16 protein-coding genes and 1 other annotated feature are annotated in these 19,712 nt (G+C 48.5%); all 16 genes read left to right on the top strand.

Annotated features, from left to right (window positions below; translation table 11 throughout):
* Window positions 1–4 precede the first annotated feature (4 nt).
* The 16 genes from MHH92_RS24055 to MHH92_RS23980 all read left to right on the top strand — a co-directional run bounded on the left by MHH92_RS24055 (window position 5) and on the right by MHH92_RS23980 (window position 19,683).
* Entirely contained in the window at window positions 5–832 is an 828-nt protein-coding gene (locus MHH92_RS24055) for an ABC transporter permease (RefSeq protein WP_415841522.1), read from the top strand.
* 5 nt (window positions 833–837) lie between these two features.
* A complete protein-coding gene (locus MHH92_RS24050; RefSeq protein ID WP_340906832.1) occupies window positions 838–1,488 on the top strand; it encodes a precorrin-2 dehydrogenase/sirohydrochlorin ferrochelatase family protein in 651 nt (216 codons plus the stop codon).
* Window positions 1,489–1,490: 2 nt separating this feature from the next.
* Window positions 1,491–2,447 (top strand): hydroxymethylbilane synthase, encoded by a 957-nt coding sequence (gene hemC / locus MHH92_RS24045; RefSeq protein ID WP_340906829.1) that lies wholly within the window; start codon window positions 1,491–1,493, stop codon window positions 2,445–2,447.
* A gap of 4 nt (window positions 2,448–2,451) precedes the next feature.
* Complete coding sequence (gene cobA / locus MHH92_RS24040; RefSeq protein WP_036673530.1) at window positions 2,452–4,014, top strand: uroporphyrinogen-III C-methyltransferase; 1,563 nt, start codon at window positions 2,452–2,454, stop codon at window positions 4,012–4,014.
* A gap of 102 nt (window positions 4,015–4,116) precedes the next feature.
* Window positions 4,117–5,118, top strand: coding sequence for a porphobilinogen synthase (hemB, locus tag MHH92_RS24035; RefSeq protein WP_017692601.1), 1,002 nt, complete (start codon window positions 4,117–4,119; stop codon window positions 5,116–5,118).
* Window positions 5,119–5,143: 25 nt separating this feature from the next.
* Window positions 5,144–6,448, top strand: a complete 1,305-nt coding sequence (gene hemL / locus MHH92_RS24030; RefSeq protein WP_036605898.1) for a glutamate-1-semialdehyde 2,1-aminomutase — start codon at window positions 5,144–5,146, stop codon at window positions 6,446–6,448.
* Window positions 6,445–7,353, top strand: coding sequence for an RluA family pseudouridine synthase (locus tag MHH92_RS24025; RefSeq protein WP_340906824.1), 909 nt, complete (start codon window positions 6,445–6,447; stop codon window positions 7,351–7,353). Before hemL ends, MHH92_RS24025 begins: the two co-directional genes overlap by 4 nt.
* A gap of 366 nt (window positions 7,354–7,719) precedes the next feature.
* Window positions 7,720–9,303, top strand: coding sequence for a LysM peptidoglycan-binding domain-containing protein (locus MHH92_RS24020; protein ID WP_340906822.1), 1,584 nt, complete (start codon window positions 7,720–7,722; stop codon window positions 9,301–9,303).
* A gap of 155 nt (window positions 9,304–9,458) precedes the next feature.
* Window positions 9,459–9,740: a binding site (T-box leader), on the top strand.
* 60 nt (window positions 9,741–9,800) lie between these two features.
* Window positions 9,801–12,467 (top strand): valine--tRNA ligase, encoded by a 2,667-nt coding sequence (locus MHH92_RS24015; RefSeq protein ID WP_307416337.1) that lies wholly within the window; start codon window positions 9,801–9,803, stop codon window positions 12,465–12,467.
* Between the two features lie 78 nt (window positions 12,468–12,545).
* Window positions 12,546–13,922 carry a bifunctional folylpolyglutamate synthase/dihydrofolate synthase gene (locus MHH92_RS24010; RefSeq protein WP_036673600.1) on the top strand — a complete coding sequence of 459 codons (1,377 nt, stop codon included), beginning with the start codon at window positions 12,546–12,548 and terminating at the stop codon, window positions 13,920–13,922.
* Window positions 13,923–13,978: 56 nt separating this feature from the next.
* The gene (gene murC, locus MHH92_RS24005; RefSeq protein ID WP_047841184.1) at window positions 13,979–15,298 is read left to right on the top strand and encodes a UDP-N-acetylmuramate--L-alanine ligase; all 1,320 of its coding nucleotides are present in this window, start codon (window positions 13,979–13,981) and stop codon (window positions 15,296–15,298) included.
* Window positions 15,299–15,414: 116 nt separating this feature from the next.
* Entirely contained in the window at window positions 15,415–16,644 is a 1,230-nt protein-coding gene (locus MHH92_RS24000; protein WP_176873006.1) for an SPOR domain-containing protein, read from the top strand.
* A gap of 145 nt (window positions 16,645–16,789) precedes the next feature.
* Window positions 16,790–17,032: a DUF4321 domain-containing protein gene (locus MHH92_RS23995; RefSeq protein WP_047841183.1), complete on the top strand. Its 243-nt coding sequence runs from the start codon at window positions 16,790–16,792 to the stop codon at window positions 17,030–17,032.
* A 94-nt stretch (window positions 17,033–17,126) separates the two neighbouring features.
* On the top strand, window positions 17,127–17,738 hold the full coding sequence (locus MHH92_RS23990) for a Maf family protein (RefSeq protein ID WP_036673538.1): 612 nt from the start codon (window positions 17,127–17,129) through the stop codon (window positions 17,736–17,738).
* Window positions 17,739–17,775: 37 nt separating this feature from the next.
* Window positions 17,776–18,465 carry a RadC family protein gene (gene radC / locus MHH92_RS23985; RefSeq protein ID WP_036673540.1) on the top strand — a complete coding sequence of 230 codons (690 nt, stop codon included), beginning with the start codon at window positions 17,776–17,778 and terminating at the stop codon, window positions 18,463–18,465.
* A 183-nt stretch (window positions 18,466–18,648) separates the two neighbouring features.
* On the top strand, window positions 18,649–19,683 hold the full coding sequence (locus MHH92_RS23980; RefSeq protein ID WP_017692612.1) for a rod shape-determining protein: 1,035 nt from the start codon (window positions 18,649–18,651) through the stop codon (window positions 19,681–19,683).
* Window positions 19,684–19,712 lie beyond the last annotated feature (29 nt).

Raw genomic sequence — 19,712 nt, 5'->3', positions numbered from 1 at the left:
CAGCTTGACCCTTGCTGAACAAGTTTATGAAGCTCTAATCTATATGTATGCCCTGAGCCTACTGTTCTATTTCTCGGACTGCATTCGACGCAATGCGGGGGCGAAGCGGACAGGCACAGGGTTTCTTGTCGTTGTTTGGGGATTGCAGGTAACGCATGTCATATTGCGCATGTGGACTGAAGGCCATTTCCCCATCTATACCACCTTTGATTTTTTGTTTATATTTTCATTCAGTATTGTGCTGATGTCTCTTGTCATGACTCGCATCCAGCGTTCCGAATTTGTGATTTTGTTGCTGAATGTTGTAGGTTTTTCCGTTACGGTATTAAACCGACTGTGGTTTACGGCCGGAGAGATATCACTGCATAACTGGCAAACGGTACATGGATTACTCATTATGCATATTACCTTGGCGAATCTTGGTTTTGCGGCGTTAACCGTTGCTACGGTATTTGCCATGTTATATCTGTTCCTGCACCGTAAGTTGAAGAAAAAAAAGTGGAATGATACGATGCGACGGATGCCAAGCCTGGAAGTGATCGGCAAATACATGGATGGTGCTAATTTCATAGGTACACCGCTCCTTGGTGTTTCTGTGATGCTTGCGGTGTTGTCCATCGTAGCGGAAACACGCTGGGTCCTGCTCTTGGATCTCAAAGTTATTGCGACAGGTCTTGCCATTGCCATCTATGTGGGGTACTTCGTATCCAAGAGAAGGAAACAGTTCTCTACAATTATCATGGCAAGATGGACACTGATCGGGTACGGATTTGTCATTATAAGTTTTTTATCCAATGCGTATTCAGCGTTTCATCGTTGGACGGGAGAGTGAAGGGGATGGACCGTTACACGCCGATATTTGTGAATACTTCAGGCAAAAAGTGCTGCGTGGTTGGTGGTGGACGTGTTGCCGAACGTAAAATTAAGGGATTGCTGCATGCTGAGGCACAGATTTCGGTCATTAGTCCGGAGCTTACTCCCGTATTAAAACAACTGCATCATGAATCCCGAATTCAATGGATAGACCGGTCCTACCGCAATGGAGATTTGCGGGGGGCCTTTCTCGTATATGCAGCGACTGACCGTTCAGAGGTCAATTCAACTGTGGTTCGGGATGCTGAGGCTGCGGGCATATTGGTGAATGACGCAATGTCTTCGGAGCACAGCAGCTTTATTACACCAAGCGTGGTAAGGCGTGGGAGATTAAGCATAGCGATATCCACAGCAGGAGCGGGACCGGCAGCAGCTGCGGAGATACGTGCCACACTCGAACGACAGTTCGGTGATGAATATGAGACGTACCTTGAGTTTTTGCACCAGATGAGGACTGAGGTGAAGTCACGCGTATCTTCTTCAAGTCTCAGGAGTACGTTGCTTCGGCAATTAACTGAAATGCACATATTAGAAGATATTCGTACAGGCCATTTTCGGTGGTGGACCGAAGAAGAAATCGGGGACTGGATATCCCGTAATCAGGAGGAAGTGTAGATATGCGTACAATTAAAGTTGGAAGTAGACAGAGCGCGCTTGCGCTAACCCAGACAGGCCATGTCATTCAGGATTTACGCGATATTTGTGAGCGGGAAGGATTAGCTTTTGACTTTGAAGTACATAAGATTGTTACCAAGGGAGATCTCATTCTGGATGTAACGTTGTCAAAAGTGGGAGGCAAAGGTCTGTTTGTCAAAGAGATTGAACAGGCGATGCTTGATCGTACGATTGATATGGCTGTGCATAGCATGAAGGATATGCCTTCCGAGTTACCCGAAGGATTAATCAATGGTGCTATTCCTCGTCGTGCAGATCCACGGGATGCGCTGATCTCCAATGGTGGACTTACTCTGGATCAACTGCCAGAAGGAGCTAGAGTCGGAACAAGCAGTCTGCGCCGGTCGAGTCAATTAAAGGCCTATCGTCCAGATTTGCAATTGGAATCGATTCGCGGCAACATTGATTCCCGTCTGCGGAAGCTGGAGAACGAAGGATTCGATGCGATTATTCTGGCAGCGGCAGGATTGTACCGTATGGGCTGGGAAGATCGGATCACAGAGTACCTGACGGAAACAGCTTGCCTTCCGGCAGTGGGTCAAGGCGCGCTTGGTATCGAATGTCGTGAAGACGATGAGGAACTGTTGCACTTGCTGCAGCTGTATAACGATCCCGAGACAGCATTTCCTGTACAGGCGGAACGCCGTTTTCTCAGTGTATTGAATGGGGGCTGTCAGGTTCCGATCGGTGCTCATGCAGTGTGGGTGCCTCAGCAAGATGCAGATTCCCTGAATGGTGAAAACACGTTACAATTAACAGGTATGGTCGGCACGCCGGATGGTGGACTGATTCTTAAGGAAGCTATGATCGGCAAGGACCCGGTTCGTCTGGGTGAAGAAGTGGCGTGGAGATTGATCGAACGGGGAGCAGAGCAGATACTGGCAGAAGTTAGGGGATGAAGACATGGTGGGAAAGGTCTTTTTGGTAGGGGCAGGTCCTGGGGATGCAAAGCTGATTACGGTAAAAGGGTGGGAATCCATCGGGAAAGCCGATGCGGTAGTCTATGATCGTTTGGCAAGTCCGAGATTGTTGAAACAAATGAAACCCGGCGCAGTCAAGATTTACGTGGGCAAGCGCCCGGATCGGCATACGATGAAACAGGAAGAGATCAATCAACTGTTGGTTGATCTGGCTCTTGAAGGCAAGGTTGTGGTTCGGCTTAAGGGCGGCGATCCAACTATCTTTGGACGCGTGGGGGAAGAGGCGGGTTTGCTGCACAAAAACGGAATTCCGTTTGAGATTGTACCTGGGGTTACCGCTGCAATAAGTGTACCTGCGTATGCCGGAATTCCTGTGACTCACCGTGACTATGCCTCTTCCATCTCTATTATTACGGGGCACGAGAGTCCGGACAAGCTTGATCGCAGTATCCATTGGGATAAAGTGACGAATGCGACGGGCACACTTGTATTTATGATGGGGGTTGCCAAAATTGGATATATCAGCGAACAATTGATTCGCCATGGTCGTCCAGCGCAAACACCGGTAGCTCTGATTCGTTGGGGAACACGAGCGGAACAGGATACCCTTACAGGTACCCTTGAAGATATAGAAGCGAAAGTGATCGCAGCCAATTTCCAACCACCAGCTGTTATTGTGGTGGGAGATGTCGTCAATCAGCGGGAACAGTTGAAATGGGCAGAAGCGCTGCCGCTGTTTGGCAAACGAATTCTGGTAACCCGTGCTCGCAGTCAGGCGAGTGAACTGGTGAATCGCATTGAGGAACTCGGCGGCGAACCGTATGAGTTTCCGGTCATTGAGACGGTTATGCCGTCCAGTGAATCTGCGCAGCAAAGTGTCAAAGACGCCTTCAGTGCTTTAAATACCTATGACTGGGTGTTTTTCACAAGTGTGAACGGCGTGGAGTTTTTCTTCCGCCATCTGGAACAGGAAGGCAAGGATATTCGTTCGATTCATCAAGCGAGAATTGCTGCCGTAGGACCTTCCACAGCAGATGCCTTGCGCAAACATGGCATCGTTGCAGAGGTTGTCAAAGGTCCTTTCCAGGCCGAAGGCATGCTTGAGGCTTTTGAAAGTGAGCTGAAGGAAGGCCAGAGAGTATTGCTTCCGCACGGTGATCTTGCACGTACATGGTTACGTGACCAGTTGAGAGAACGAGGAATTCAGGTCACCGAAGCCATCACCTACGATACGATCCTTGCTGGTGAGGATGATGATGAACTGCTCAAGCTGCTTGAAGAAGGTGGAATTCATGCGGTGACCTTTACAAGTTCATCGACGGTTACCAATTTCATGAGTATGTTGAAACGTATGGGATTGCAAGATCCACTGCCTTTATTGAAAGATGTGGAGGTTGCGTGCATCGGACCTGTTACAGCCAAGACGGCAGAAGCCGCTGGACTGAAGGTTACACTGATGGCAGAGGAAGCAACGATGGATAGCTTGATCACAGTGCTATGCGACTGGAAACGGACAGGTACCAAAGAAGGCGCTCTTCGAAATTAATACACATGTAATCATGTCAACATATGAAGCGTGCTGAATTCGATAGGATACCAGCGCGCTTCCCTTTTTGCTCTATTTAACTTTCAAGGAGGTTTTACTCGTATGAGTTTTCCAATTGTACGGCATCGCCGTTTACGTCAATCCACAGGTATTCGCAATATGGTCAGAGAGACCCATCTAACCGTGGACGACTTTATTCAACCGATCTATGTGACGTATGGAGAAAATGTGAAATCTGAAATTAAATCCATGCCTGGCGTATTCCGCTTCTCGCTGGATCGTCTTCAGGAGGAAGTAACGGAAATTGCCGAGCTGGGAATTCCAGCCGTGTTATTGTTCGGTATTCCCGAGACGAAGGACAGTGTGGGTTCATCTGGCTTCGCTGAAGATGGCATTGTGCAGGAAGCGACGAGATTGATCAAATCCTGGTACCCGGAACTGCTGGTTGTTGCGGATACTTGTCTGTGTGAATTCACGGATCACGGTCACTGCGGTATGGTACACACCGTGGAGATTGACGGCCACATCTGCGGAGATGTGTTAAATGATGAATCACTTGATCTACTCGTGCAAACGGCAGTGTCTCAAGCCAAAGCAGGAGCGGACATTATTGCACCATCCAACATGATGGATGGATTTGTACAAGCGATCCGCGCGGGGCTGGATGAGAATGGATTCAGTCATATTCCGATTATGTCTTACTCTGTTAAATATGCATCCGCATTCTATGGTCCATTCCGTGAAGCTGCGGATTCCACACCACAATTCGGAGACCGCAAGTCATATCAGATGGACCCGGCGAACGCACGTGAAGCCTTGCGTGAAGCAGAGACGGATGTGCTCGAAGGAGCGGACATGTTGATGGTAAAACCATCCCTTTCCTATCTTGATGTCATGCGTACGATTAAGGATCAATTTGATCTTCCGCTTGTTGCCTATAATGTAAGTGGCGAGTATGCCATGGTGAAGGCGGCGGCGATTCAAGGCTGGATCGATGAGAAAAAAGTTGCCATGGAAATCCTGCTCAGCATGAAACGCGCAGGTGCAGATATGATCATTACCTACTACGGAAAAGACGCTTCACGCTGGTTGGCTGAGAAATAAAATAATTACATTGAGGAGGATATTCATGACTGCACAACAAGGTAATCGTCGCAATGATGAGCGCTCACGCAGCGCGTTTGAGGAAGCGAAGCAGTACATACCCGGGGGTGTGAACAGCCCTGTACGCGCATTCAAATCGGTGGGACTTACTCCGATCTATGCAGAGCGCGGTGAAGGGTCCAAAATCTACGATATTGATGGCAATGTTTTTATTGACTATGTGGGATCGTGGGGCCCACTCATTATGGGACATGCACACCCTGACGTTGTAGAAGCTTTGCGTGAGACAGCCCTCAAAGGAACAAGCTTTGGTGCGCCTACCTTGCTGGAGACCGAGATGGCAAAACTGGTCTGTGAGCGTGTACCTTCTATCGATATCGTGCGGATGGTTAATTCCGGCACGGAAGCAACCATGAGTGCCATTCGACTGGCACGCGGGGTAACCGGACGCAGTAAAATTCTGAAGTTTGAAGGATCATATCATGGACATGCAGACAGCTTGCTGATCAAGGCTGGCTCAGGTGTTGCAACGCTGGGTCTGCCAGATAGTCCAGGCGTACCTGAAGGCGTAGCTGTGAATACCATTACGGTGCCTTATAACGATCTGGAGTCCGTGAGACTTGCTTTTGAACGTTATGGTGAAGAACTGGCCGCTGTTATTGTGGAGCCTGTGGCGGGTAACATGGGGGTTGTTCCTCCGGCTTCCGGTTTCCTTGAAGGCCTGCGCAGTTTGACGACCCAATATGGCAGCCTGCTTATTTTTGACGAAGTCATGACCGGTTTCCGCGTAGGGTTGAACTGTGCTCAGGGACGATATGGGGTTACACCTGACCTGACTTGTCTGGGTAAAGTTATCGGTGGCGGACTCCCGGTTGGTGCTTATGGTGGCCGTCGGGATCTGATGGAACAGATTGCTCCAACAGGACCGATCTATCAGGCAGGTACACTGAGTGGGAACCCGCTGGCTATGGCAGCAGGATATACCACGCTCAAATTATTAACACCAGAGGTCTATGACCGTCTGGAGACATTGTCTGCACGTCTGCAAGCCGGATTCGAGAAAAATGCAGCTGAGACGGGTATTGCGATAACCATTAACCGTGTGGGTTCCATGGTTTGTCCATTCTTCAGTGCCGTTCCAGTAACCAATTATGATATTGCCAAAGAAAGCAATCTGGATCAATTCCGTCGTTATTTTGCGGCCATGATTGATCAAGGTGTGAGTGTTGCGCCTTCGCAATACGAAGGTATGTTTGTCTCTGGTGTGCACACAGAGCAGGATATTGACGATACGATTGAGGCGAATCGTAAAGCTCTTCAATCGCTATGACCATCAAAAGTTGGAAACGCCGCGGGGAATGGCTTGAGCTGATGCCAGGGAAAGCCGTAACAGGCAGTTCGGACAAACCGATGGCCGCAGAGCAGTGGCTATTGTCTGAACTTCAGTTTCCGGAGAAACTGCTCCGTCAGTTAAAAGCAAACCAAGGAATACAACTTGCAGGGGACCGGCTTCGGCTGGCCCTTTTTGCGTCCCAGCCAATCGATGTTGAGCCACGCTGGGCTGATGTGGATGTATTGTATGAGGATGATTTCTGTCTGGTTATGCACAAACCGGCAGGCATGAAACTGCATCCAGATGGAAGCCTTGCCGATCAGGCCATCACGCTGGATCATGTGGTTGCCTCTTATTATGAAATGAACGGAATCCAGGCGAGCGTACGCCATGTTCATCGACTGGACGAGGATACAACCGGACCTGTCCTGTATGCCAAAAATGCTTTTGCCCTCGCCAAACTGGATGAAGCGATGCGTCGCAAAGAGATTGGCCGCCATTATGTAGCCATTGCAGGTGGACAAATCCCCCCTGAACTCCACAAAATTGATGCTCCGATTGGCAAGGATAGACATCACAAACAGCGCAGGCGTGTCTCGGAAGGTGGACAGGAAGCTGTTACTCATGTGGAGATCGTCGAAGTGTGGGAACGAGCAACCCTTGTACGATTAAAGCTGGATACAGGACGCACACACCAAATTCGTGTACACCTGAGTTACGCGGGACATCCGCTTATTGGTGATGCGTTGTATGGAGGTAGAGCGGATGCCATTGGACGACAAGCACTTCACGGAGAGATGCTTAAGTTTAGTCATCCGTTAACCGGAGCGATGATTGAAGTGAACGACCCTTGGCCGTCCGATTTCACACAATTGGCAGAGCGTGAGCGTCAAAATTATTAATACACTATATAAGTTCGACTAACTATTTACACGAGAACGGAGAGGACAGAAACAACCAGAAGAAGCAAAGCGTTCGCCTAAAAGCTTTCTGAAAGAAAACTGCTTCGGAAGCATAAGCTATCCCCGGATTTTCCCTTTATAAAAAGGAATGAAAAAAATCTGGGGATAACAGCGATCAGAAGGTTGTTCTGTCATTGGAGTGACAGTGTAAATAATCATGAGGTGAACATATATAGCAAGGTTTTTCAAAAGGTGGCATGCTCCCCTCATTCAAGGCATATAGATGGGGTAACGAAGGATTTGGACCATGGATCAGTCCCATGAGAAGGATCATGGTGAACATATGCCGAAAGGAGGACGCCACCTTTGTTGAATCAACCTTATGGTTTGCGGTTCGATATTTATGAGCGCGTTCATTTGTCTGAGGGAGTTCCTGCGATTGAGGAATTGGAGGAGATTGAACTATACCCGCGCATTCAAGTCATAGGGCAGGATGATCATGCCACATTAAGAGGGCATCTTTTACTTACAGGTGCGTACAGAGGAGAAAATGAGGCTTCAGAGGAGCTCAAACATTTCATTCCCGTGGAGATCACAGTGCCGCTGAACCGGGTCAGATCGATTGAGGATATTTCCATCGAGATCGAAAATTTTGACGTGGATCTGTTATCCAATCGCAGTCTGAACATTACAGGTGTATTGTCGCTGCGAGGTATCGAAGGTTTTCCTGTTGAAGAGCCACAAGTATGGTCAGCAGATGAGTTTACAGTTGTTCATTCACCTGATGTTCAGCAATCCAACCGTTCCGATGAAGCAGCACAGGCAGGTAGCGATCCCAACACATTTGCACAAGAGTACCTGCTCCAGCGGAGTGAGGAAGAGAGACTTGCGAATGCAGCAGAACTTGCATATGGTGCTCCGGAATTCGCTGACCTGTCCACAAGGGAAGAGACATTAAGGAATAGCGAAGAATGGCAGCAGGATTATGCGAATGCGTCATCCGCAGAGCCACTTCAATCTGAGGAGCTAAGTGCGGAGTACGCTAACGAAAACAGACAACCTGATGCAAATGAAGATCCCGCATCTCTGACAGCGAATGGAGATGAATTGGCATCTCATGAGCAATACAGCGAACCTTCTCCGATTTCGTCATTTATGGCTGAGACCGCAGATCGATTAGCTTCTTACCCTGAGTCAGAACCATTGCTGCCTCTGGAAGATGAGTCTTCGGGTTGGTCCGAGCCTTCCGTGGATGCATTGCCTGCGAACTCGAGAAGTGCAGATCAAGCAGTCTCAGAGCCTACTGCTCAATCATCTAATGAGTTGGCATCACCGGATGTACCGGACGCACCAGAGGTATGGCACTTCGAATCCGCGAGATCTGTACCTCAGCAGGAGAATCAGGCAGTTGCCGATGTCCCGGGCGAATCACAGGCGGAGAACTGGCAAGGTGTATTTGCTTCGTCCGAACCAGGCAACGCTGAGGAAGACCGGCCGTCTTTTGAAGCGACTGGGGTAGACGAGTTCGTACAGAACGAAGCATTTGTTCCTGAACCTGTGGCTGAGACGGAAGACAAGCCAGAGCTGAAGGTTGCTTTTGGCAGCAAAAAAGAATCCGCACCACGGCAAGAAGAGGGCGTAGGTATCTCTTCTTTGTTATCCTCCGGTAGAGCGGCACGCGATGCTGAAGTGGAGCGAGGCGATGAGGTTCCTGCGGGTGTGGTACAGGAAGAAACGTATCCAGCTGATGATGTGGAATGGAAGAACCTGTTCCTGGGAACGATCGTGGACCAGACCCCGTTCCGCAAGGTGAAACTTTGCATCGTTCAGCGAGAAGATACACTGGATGCTATTGCAGATCGATATCAATTGAGCACGAGGGAACTTCAGTTGTATAACCGATTATCTGAGCAGGTTGTGGAAGAAGGTCAGATATTGTACATCCCTTAATCCGTAGTTAAAGCCTTCGTTACGACCCGTGATCCCCTTGAGGATTGCGGGTTTTTGCATGATTCGTCCTAAACCTGCATTCCAGCGCTCTTTATCCGCTGTTGTCAGGTTGACTATCGCGCACGAGCAAGGTATGATGTGTGTAGGTTTTTTGAAGAACAACGTGGAACGGGAGTAGTAGACAGTATGACCTTTCAGAGAGTGGAATTGCAACGCTGTGAGATTCCGCAGGAACCAACTGATCGAAGTCGCCCGGGAGTTGCCTGTTTGAATACAAGGGATGAATGAGATCTATCGTCATTTATTTCTGAGGTAGGATGGGCCGGTAGCAGCCGTTATCTGCTTGAAGTGTCACGTCATGTACAGAGGGTGAAGTCTATCTTGCTGTAGGCGTGAAACAAAGGTGGTACCGCGAAAGCTAACCTTTCGTCCTTTGATGGATGAAAGGTTTTTTTGTTTTTTTTGGCGAAGATGATGAAGTAACGGAGGAATGACACATGTCTGAGGAAAAAAAATCAGCTGCAACAGAAATGCCGACCACTTACGATCCTAAGGCGGCAGAGGATAAATGGTACTCCACCTGGATGGAACGTGGATATTTCAAAGCCGGTCAACGTAAAGATGCCGAGCCGTATACGATTGTAATTCCACCCCCAAATGTGACCGGGATGCTGCACATTGGGCATGCGCTTGATTTTACACTGCAGGATATTCTGATCCGCACCAAACGGATGCAAGGTTATGACGCACTGTGGCTTCCGGGTTCCGACCATGCAGGTATTGCTACCCAAACCAAAGTGGAGCAGAAGCTGCGTGAAGAAGGTCTGACTCGTTATGATCTGGGACGTGAGAAGTTTCTGGAGAAGGTATGGGACTGGAAAGATCAATATGCCACTACCATTCGTCAGCAATGGGGCAAAATGGGATTGTCGCTTGATTACTCACGTGAACGTTTTACGCTGGATGAAGGTCTGTCCCAAGCGGTTCGTAAAGTATTTGTTCAACTGTATGAAAAAGGCCTTATTTACCGAGGCAAACGTATCATTAACTGGGACCCGGTGAACCGGACAGCTCTGTCCGACATTGAGGTTGAATATAAAGAGGTTCAGGGTCACCTGTACCATCTGCGGTACCCGCTCAAAGACGGAAGTGGCTACGTTACAGTGGCAACAACGCGTCCTGAAACGATGCTGGGTGATACAGCGGTTGCTGTTCATCCGAAGGATGAGCGTTATGCAGATATGATTGGTAAAGTACTTGTACTGCCTATCATTGGACGCGAAATTCCAATTATCGCTGATGATTATGTGGATAAAGAGTTTGGAAGTGGTGCAGTTAAAATCACGCCTGCGCATGATCCAAATGACTTTGAAGTAGGTCTTCGTCATGATCTGCCTCAGATTACAGTAATGGATGAGAGCGGCACAATGAATGCTGAGGCAGGCAAGTATCAGGGACTGGATCGCAGTGACTGCCGCAAGCAGATTGTTGCTGACTTGAAAGAGCAGGGCGTATTGATCAACATTGAGGATCACACGCATCAGGTTGGACACAGTGAACGTACCGGAGCTGTTGTTGAGCCGTATCTGTCTACACAGTGGTTCGTTGAGATGAAGCCACTTGCAGAGAGAGCGATTAAGAAACAACAGAGCGGCGAAGGGGTTAATTTTGTTCCAGATCGTTTTGAGAAAACCTATCTGAACTGGATCGAGAACGTTCGTGACTGGTGTATTTCCCGTCAACTGTGGTGGGGACATCGTATACCTGCTTGGTATGATGAAGAAACAGGTGAAATCATCGTATCTGCTGAAGATCCAACAACGCTGCCAGAGAATGCTGGACGCAAGCTTAGACAGGACGAAGACGTACTCGATACTTGGTTTAGCTCCGGCTTATGGCCATTCTCCACACTAGGCTGGCCGGAAGATACGGAAGACCTGAAACGTTATTATCCGACAAGTGTACTTGTGACAGGGTATGACATCATATATTTCTGGGTTGCACGTATGATTTTCACTGCACTGGAATTCACCGATGAGATTCCGTTCAAGGATGTGCTGATGCATGGTCTTGTTCGTGATGCAGATGGACGCAAAATGTCCAAATCACTGGGCAACGGTGTAGATCCGCTGGATGTGATTGAGAAATACGGCGCAGATGCAATGCGTTACATGATCTCAACCAGCAGCACGCCAGGTCAGGATCTGCGTTTCCGTTGGGAACGAGTGGAGCAGGCTCGTAACTTTGCCAACAAGATCTGGAATGCTTCGCGCTTTGCATTGATGAATCTGGAAGGATTCACCTATGAGGAACGTGACATTAGCGGAGAGCTTGGTACAGCGGATTATTGGATTTTGCACCGTCTGAACGAAACTTCCCGCGATATTACGCGTCTAATCGAAGCGTATGAATTTGGGGAAACGGGTCGAGTGTTGTATAACTTTATCTGGGATGACCTGTGTGACTGGTACATCGAGTTTGCTAAGCTGTCCTTCTATGGGGAAGATCCGGTTGCCAAGAAGAAAACACAATCCGTGCTTGCTTATGTGCTGGATCAGACCATGCGCCTGATTCATCCGTTTATGCCATACATCTCCGAAGAGATCTGGCAGCATCTGCCGCATGAAGGTGAGACCATTACGCTGGCATCATGGCCGGTATATGATCCTGCTCTGGAGAACCCAGAGGCTGTTGCCGAGATGAACCTGCTCATGGATACCATTCGTGCAGTGCGAAACATTCGTGCAGAAGTGAACGTGCCGATGAGCAAAAAGATCGAGCTGATGGTCAAAGCAAATAGTGCTGAGACGTCCAGCATCATTGCGCGTAACAGTCACTACATCAAACGTTTCTGTAATACGTCCGAGTTCGATAGTGGGCTGGATTTAAACTCACCGGATAAGGCAATGACTGCGATCATTACGGGGGCAGAACTATACTTGCCGCTCGCAGGTCTTATTGATATCGAGCAGGAAGTGGCTCGTTTGGAGAAAGAGTTGGAGAACCTTGAGGGCGAAGTTCTCCGTGTAGAGAAAAAACTGGCGAACGAAGGCTTTGTTGCCAAAGCTCCTGCCAAAGTTATTGAGGAAGAGCGCGCCAAGCAAGCAGATTATTCCGATAAACGGGATAAAGTGATTGCACGAATCAAGGAACTTAAAGGTTAATATATGTGGGTCGGATGGAGAGCCATTATGCCATCCGGCCGCTTTTTTCACTCAAACTCGGGACCGAAGGTGAATCAGATGACGGAATTAGACGGGACAGATGCAGCAGCTCCTTTACTTACGTACAACGAGGCCGTGGACTGGATCAATGGCCTTATTCCTTTTGGCATCCGACCTGGATTGGAACGAATCGAGAGTCTGATGTCCATGTTAGGCAATCCACACCAACGTCTCAAATTTATTCATGTCGCGGGAACGAACGGCAAAGGTTCGACTTGCGCTTTTTTGACGTCAGTGCTTCTTCAGGCTGGATATGATGTGGGTACCTTTACGTCGCCTTATATCACCAAGTTTACAAACCGTTTTCAATACAACGGTGAGGATATTCCTGAAGAAATCCTGCTTAAGCTCTCGAACCGATTACATCCACTGGTTATGGAAATGGCCTCCACTCCGCTTGGATCACCCACGATGTTTGAGGTGTCCACGGCTCTGGCGCTTCTGTACTATGCAGAGGAGTGTTACCCTGACGTTGTGGTATGGGAGACGGGGCTAGGGGGAAGGATGGACGTAACGAATATTGTCGCACCTGTTGTGTCCGTCATCACGAACATTGGTATGGATCATACGGATGTGCTTGGAGATACGATTGAGCAGATTGCTGGAGAAAAGGCAGGTATTATCAAGCCGGGAGTACCCGTTGTGACTTGCGCGACTCAACCCGAAGCTGTGAAGGTGATTCAGGAGAAAGCACAGCAGCTTCAATCAAGCGTGTATTTGGCTGGAGATCAATTCTCTTATCATAGACTGGACAGCAATGAGAACGGACAATCTTTTCATTTTACAGGCCCGTTCCGTGATCTGGACGTTCGCATACGCATGCAGGGCTCACATCAATGTGACAATGCAGCGGCCGCACTTATGGTGCTTGAATTGCTTAGACAATACATGGCATTTATGCTGGATGACAACGATATTGCACTTGGACTGGAGAATGCTTTCTGGGCAGGAAGATTCGAAAAAGTCGTCGATGAACCCCGAATTGTGCTTGATGGAGCACATAATCCGGAAGGGGCAGAGTCACTGGCCAAGAGCATTATGGATGTCTATCCGCACAACAAGTTAATTTTGATGATGGGTATGTTGGCAAATAAGCATCACGAAGCGTATTTGCAGCATATACTGCCACTAGTGGATACGCTGATCCTGACCGAGCCAGATTTCCGACGCAAAATGGATGCAGCCGAATTGCTGCAGATTGTCGAACGGGTACGTCCCGCCATTGCGAAGCAGGAACTGGAAATCATCGTCGAGCCCGAATGGGCAAAGGCACTTGATCTATTGAAGTCACGGACGGAAGCGGAAGATCTGGGGGTGGTCTCCGGCACACTGTACCTGATTGCGGATGTGCGGGCAGCCCTTTTGCATCAAACCGATTCTGAAAAAGGTTGGTGAAAGTTTTGTTAAATACATCGGAACACGTTCATTTTATAGGGATTGGCGGATATGGCATGAGTGCCATCGCAAGAGTTATGTTGGAAATGGGATACACCGTTACCGGATCGGATGTCGCTTCACAGGAGTTGACCGAGAAGTTGGCAGCCAAGGGAGCGAAAATATATATCGGACATACGGCAGAGCACGTCACTGGAGCAGATCTTGTTGTCTACTCTACGGCAGCGCCTGCTGATAATGTGGAACGGGTAGCAGCTGCAGAGCTGAATATTCCGATTCTGCATCGTTCCCAGATGCTTGCACGTTTGTTGAACGAACGTAAAGGTGTGGCTGTAGCTGGGGCTCATGGTAAAACAACCACTTCATCCATGATTGCACTTGTTATGGATAAATGTGATACAGATCCGACATACATTATTGGCGGAGAAATCATGAATGTGGGTACCAACGCGAAGGCCGGTCAAGGCGACTGGGTAGTCGCTGAAGCGGACGAGAGCGATGGTTCGTTTTTGCAGTACCATCCATGGCTCGGTATTGTAACCAATATTGAGGCAGATCATCTGGAGAATTACAACAGTGATTTTGAGGAGCTCAAAAGGGCTTATGTGCAGTTCCTGAGCCAGATTCGTCCGGAAGGAACAGCGATTGTGTGTTCTGACGACGAGAATGTTCAAGCGATTTTGCCAGAACTCAAGTCACGGATTACAACCTATGGTATTGATCGTGCTGCGGATTATACGGCAACGGATATTGTACTGGGCGATCGTCGTATCTCCTTTACGATGAATCATCAGGGTGCTGCTATGGGCACGGTGGAATTATCAGTGCCCGGTAAGCATAACGTTTATAATGCGATGGCTACTGTGATTACCTGTCTGGAAGCGGGCATTCCATTTGAGAAGATTGTGGCAGCTATCATCCAATTCCACGGAGCCAAACGCAGATTCCAGGTATTGGGTGAGGCGCGCGATATGCTGATCATCGATGATTATGCTCATCACCCGACTGAGATTGAAGCTACCATTAGTGCCGCCAAAGCAACGGGCAAACGCATTATTGCGGTATTCCAGCCACAGCGTTATACGCGGACGTTCTTCCTGCTGGATGCGTTCAGTCGTGCTTTCGCGGAAGCGGATGAGGTGCTTATTACGGATATCTATTCTCCTGCGGGCGAAAAACAGATCGAAGGGGTAACCTCAGCCAGACTGGTTGAACTGATCGTTCAAAACAGTAATGCTTCTGCACGTTACCTCCCAACGAAAGAGGAAGTTGTGGCTGATTTGCAGCATCGTCTGCAGCCAGGAGATCTTGTGATTACGATGGGTGCAGGTGATATTTGGAAAGTCGGCGATACACTTGCCAAAGGTTTGAAATAGATCAATTGAGAAATCGCCTGTCTTCGATACGAAGCAGGCGTTTTTTGCGTTATATGGAATGTATTCTCCGGTCTCTGCATATAGCTTATATAAATGGGACAAAGGAGAGGGTACGGGTGAGCAATGCTAGAATGACGTTTCGCTTCGGGGATCATGAGTCGGACAAGCCTGAAAACAAGAGGATATCCGCGTCCAGTCCATTGGTGACGTTAAGTGAAGAATTACCGCATAATCAACCGCTAACGCCTAAGCAGATGGATACAACCCCATCATGGACGCCTGAGGATATCCCCGGAGACTGGGGAGAGACGGTGCTGACAAGCTCTACTGTACCTGAACCTGACGAGCGGGTGAGCCATGATTCGAACTTGAACTTGGATGAGGCCCATTATTTTGGGAACCGTACCGGTTACGGTTATGTTAATCACACCGATAATCCGGAGGAAGAGCGTCGTGATCTGTCCAATACCCATGATGATCAAGGCCACGACTGGCTTGCAGATTCCGAGAACTATTCCTATAAACGCAATCGCCCCCCAAGGGGATGGAAAATGATTGGTTCTGTCACTGGGGCACTTGTTACCGGAGCGCTTTTTGGTATGGTTATTCTTTCATTTTTTAATAAAGAAGGAGCCGTCAAGCCAGGCGATCTTCTTCCCGTCAATCAGGCAGTTTCCACTGTGACGGGTCAGGAGGGGGCTGCAGGTACAGAACAGCAGGTTCAGACAGCGGCGACTGGCAGCACGTATTATGCACTTCAATACGGCGTATTCAGTTCTCCTGAACGAGCTGAGCAGGCCAAGCTTGAGCTGGCTCAGGCAGGTATAGCCGCAGGTTCTGATCCTGAAGATGGAAATCGAGTATATGCAGGCATTTCGGCTGATCGTGAAGAGGCCAAGCTACTTAGCTCCAGGCTAAAAGCCCAGGGAGTTGAACTATATGTCAAGGAGATTGTGAACCCTGAGATCAATCCGGCTATATTCGGTGGCAAACAAGAGGATGTGCAGCTTTTCTTCACAAACAGTTCTGCACTGGTGGAACAATTATCTACTTTGTCCATTCAGCAGCTGGGACAGTCTGCTCCGGCAGCAGTTTCTACAGAAACGATGACCGCGATTCAAAATAAGCACGAGTCATGGCTGACGGGATTGAATAGTCTTACACCTGGCCTGACCGCAGATGTACAACCTATTATTGGTGGAATGGAGAAATCAATGAACAGTGCAATTACGGCTATCGCGGAGTACAACAAAAACCCGGATGATGTACACATGTGGTCCGTGCAGTCCGATCTGATGGAATATGTACTGCAGCAGAAAAAATGGCTCGAAGCGATAAAGCAGTAACATGCTCTTTCCCATAACAACGCTTGGAAATACCCATCCGGCAAGGAACTGGAAATAGTTCCCCTTGCCGGATTTGTGTTTGTATTGACGTACAAAACCCCGTATAATAATGTGGGTGTCAAAAAATGGCGAGGGAAGATTACCGATGAAAAAAAACTTCGGCATGTTATTGCTGTTTCTGCTGCTCGGCTGGATGGCCGGAGCGTGGATCGCCAAGGCACTGCAGCCTGTAAAGGCAGTAGCCTTTCTTACGAAAGCCACGACCATACGTTGGTCGCCACAGGCTGATCTGGATATTATCAGTTATGATATTTCACTTCAATTTCAAATGAGCCTTCTGAGTCTGATCGGTATGATTGCTGCTGTGTGGCTGTATCGCAGACTGTAGGAGAATGACGAGTTATGACGAAAAAAATTAAACCAGTGACATCTATTATCGTGATCCGGACAGGATGTTGCCGTGGCATAAGGAGCCGTTCATTTTGGATAACACACAACAGCGCCCTATTATTCTGGCCTCCACATCGCCTCGGCGCAAAGAACTGATCGCATCACTCCACCTAGCGTTTGATGTAATACCAAGTCATGCCAATGAAGATACACCACCAGAGTGGACACCTGAACAGACGGTACAGGAACTTGCTTTGCGCAAGGCGCTTGCCGTGTATCGCGGGCTTGAAGGCCGCGAGCAGGAAGCTATTATTGTTGGTAGTGACACCGTTGTTGTTCTGGATGGTGAGATTCTAGGCAAACCCTTAGACGAAGCGGATGCTGAACGTATGTTATCCCGGCTGCAGGGCCGCGTACATCGGGTGTTTACGGGCGTCGCTTGTATTGATGCGGGCAATGGACAGTCGTTAGTTCATTACCGCCAGACCGATGTAACGATGAAAGAGCTGTCGGATGCGACCATCCGTGCTTATGTGCAGACAGGTGAGCCTTCAGATAAGGCAGGATCATATGCCATACAGGGCATTGGTGCTTCACTGATCGACCGCATTGAAGGATGTTATTTTAATGTGGTTGGGTTGCCGCTATCTTTGTTAAGTGATATGTTGGACGGGTTCGGCGTACATGTGTTGCCACGAACATGAATGAAGCCAAATGTTGTGAAATGAAAAGAGGGAACATATGGAGTCGCCTCAATACATGATGCGCGACATCCCCCAGGAAGAACGCCCGAGAGAACGCATGATGGAATACGGGGCGGGCGCCTTAAGCCATGCTGAATTGCTGGCAATTTTACTTCGAACAGGCACAAGACAGGAATCCGCGGTGCATATGGCACAGCGGATTCTGGCCGAAGCGGGTGGCATTCGCTCGTTGATGGATTTGAGCCTGGAAGAACTGACCGCGATGAAAGGGATCGGCAATGCCAAGGCTGTGCAATTGAAAGCTGGCATTGAGCTGGGTCATCGGATTGCCAAAAGCAGACTCACACAGTCGACTTCAATTCGTACACCGCGTGATGCAGCTGATATCCTGATGGAACAATTGCGTTATTTGCAAAAAGAACATTTTGTGTGTCTCTTTCTGAATAGCAAAAATCATATTATTGCCCAGGAAACACTCTCCATGGGCAGCCTTAACGCTTCGATTGTACATCCGCGTGAAGTGTTCCGGGCTGCCATCAAATGCAGCAGCGCATCGATTGTGTGCGCACACAACCATCCGAGTGGTGATCCTACGCCAAGTCCGGAGGATATCCAAATAACCAAGAGACTGATTGAAGCAGGCGCTATTGTTGGCATTGACGTGCTTGATCATATTATTATTGGAGATGGAACGTACGTAAGTTTGAAGGAGAAGGGCTTAGTATAATATAATGGTTGGCGTTGATGTTTTCCTATGAATGTTAACGGCGTTGTCCGTAAAAGATAGGTTCACTTTACAAATGCAAAAAAACAAATGCGAATATTAGCTCCACGTATTGCGTGGGAATAAAATTATTACGCTCTGGATCAGAATGGAGCGGCTATATGAGGCAGAAAAGGAGATTATGTTATGTTTGGTGGTTTTACGAAAGATTTGGGTATTGACTTGGGGACAGCAAATACGTTGGTTTATGTACGAGGAAAAGGAATTGTGGTGCGAGAACCTTCGGTTGTCGCTATACGGACAGATACAAATAGCATCGAGGCAGTAGGTGAAGCCGCCAAAAAAATGATTGGACGTACACCAGGTAACATTCGTGCAATTCGTCCAATGAAAGATGGCGTTATTGCCGATTTCGATACAACGGCAACAATGATCAAATATTTCATCCGTGAGGCGCAAAAACAACGCTCCATGTTCCAGCGTCATCCAAACGTGATGGTATGTGTACCATCCGGGATCACGGCAGTAGAACAACGTGCGGTTGAAGATGCAACCAAACAGGCTGGAGCCCGTGAAGCCTATACGATTGAAGAGCCTTTTGCTGCTGCAATCGGTGCAGATCTGCCTGTATGGGAACCAACGGGTAGTATGGTTGTCGATATCGGTGGCGGTACAACGGAAGTGGCTGTTATCTCTCTTGGTGGTATTGTAACGAGCCGTTCGGTTCGTGTAGCAGGTGACGAGATGGATGAATCCGTTATCCAGTACATCAAACGCCAATACAATCTGATGATCGGTGAGCGTACATCGGAGCAATTGAAGATGGACATCGGATCAGCTATGCCATTGGAACAAGTAGAAACGATGGAAATTCGTGGACGTGACCTTGTAACAGGTCTGCCGAAGACAATTACGATTACTTCGGACGAGATCAGTGAAGCGCTGGCTGATACGGTGAATGCGATTGTTGAAGCGGTAAAAGTAACACTGGAAAAATGCCCGCCTGAACTTGCTGCCGATATCATGGATCGGGGTATCGTTCTTACAGGTGGTGGGGCGTTGCTTCGCAACCTGGACAAGCTTCTCGCTGGTGAGACAGGAATGCCTGTCATTGTGGCTGAGAACCCGCTGGATTGTGTAGCCATCGGAACAGGTAAAGCGCTAGAGAATATTCATTTGTTCAAAAGCAGAAGCAGTTCGGCAGTTCGTTCCAAACGTTAATTGGTATTTGCCTAACTTGGCATAGCGAC

It is taken from the genome of Paenibacillus sp. FSL M7-1414, from assembly GCF_038003195.1.
Classification (GTDB): domain Bacteria; phylum Bacillota; class Bacilli; order Paenibacillales; family Paenibacillaceae; genus Paenibacillus; species Paenibacillus amylolyticus.
This window is presented reverse-complemented; position numbering and strand designations above follow the sequence as displayed.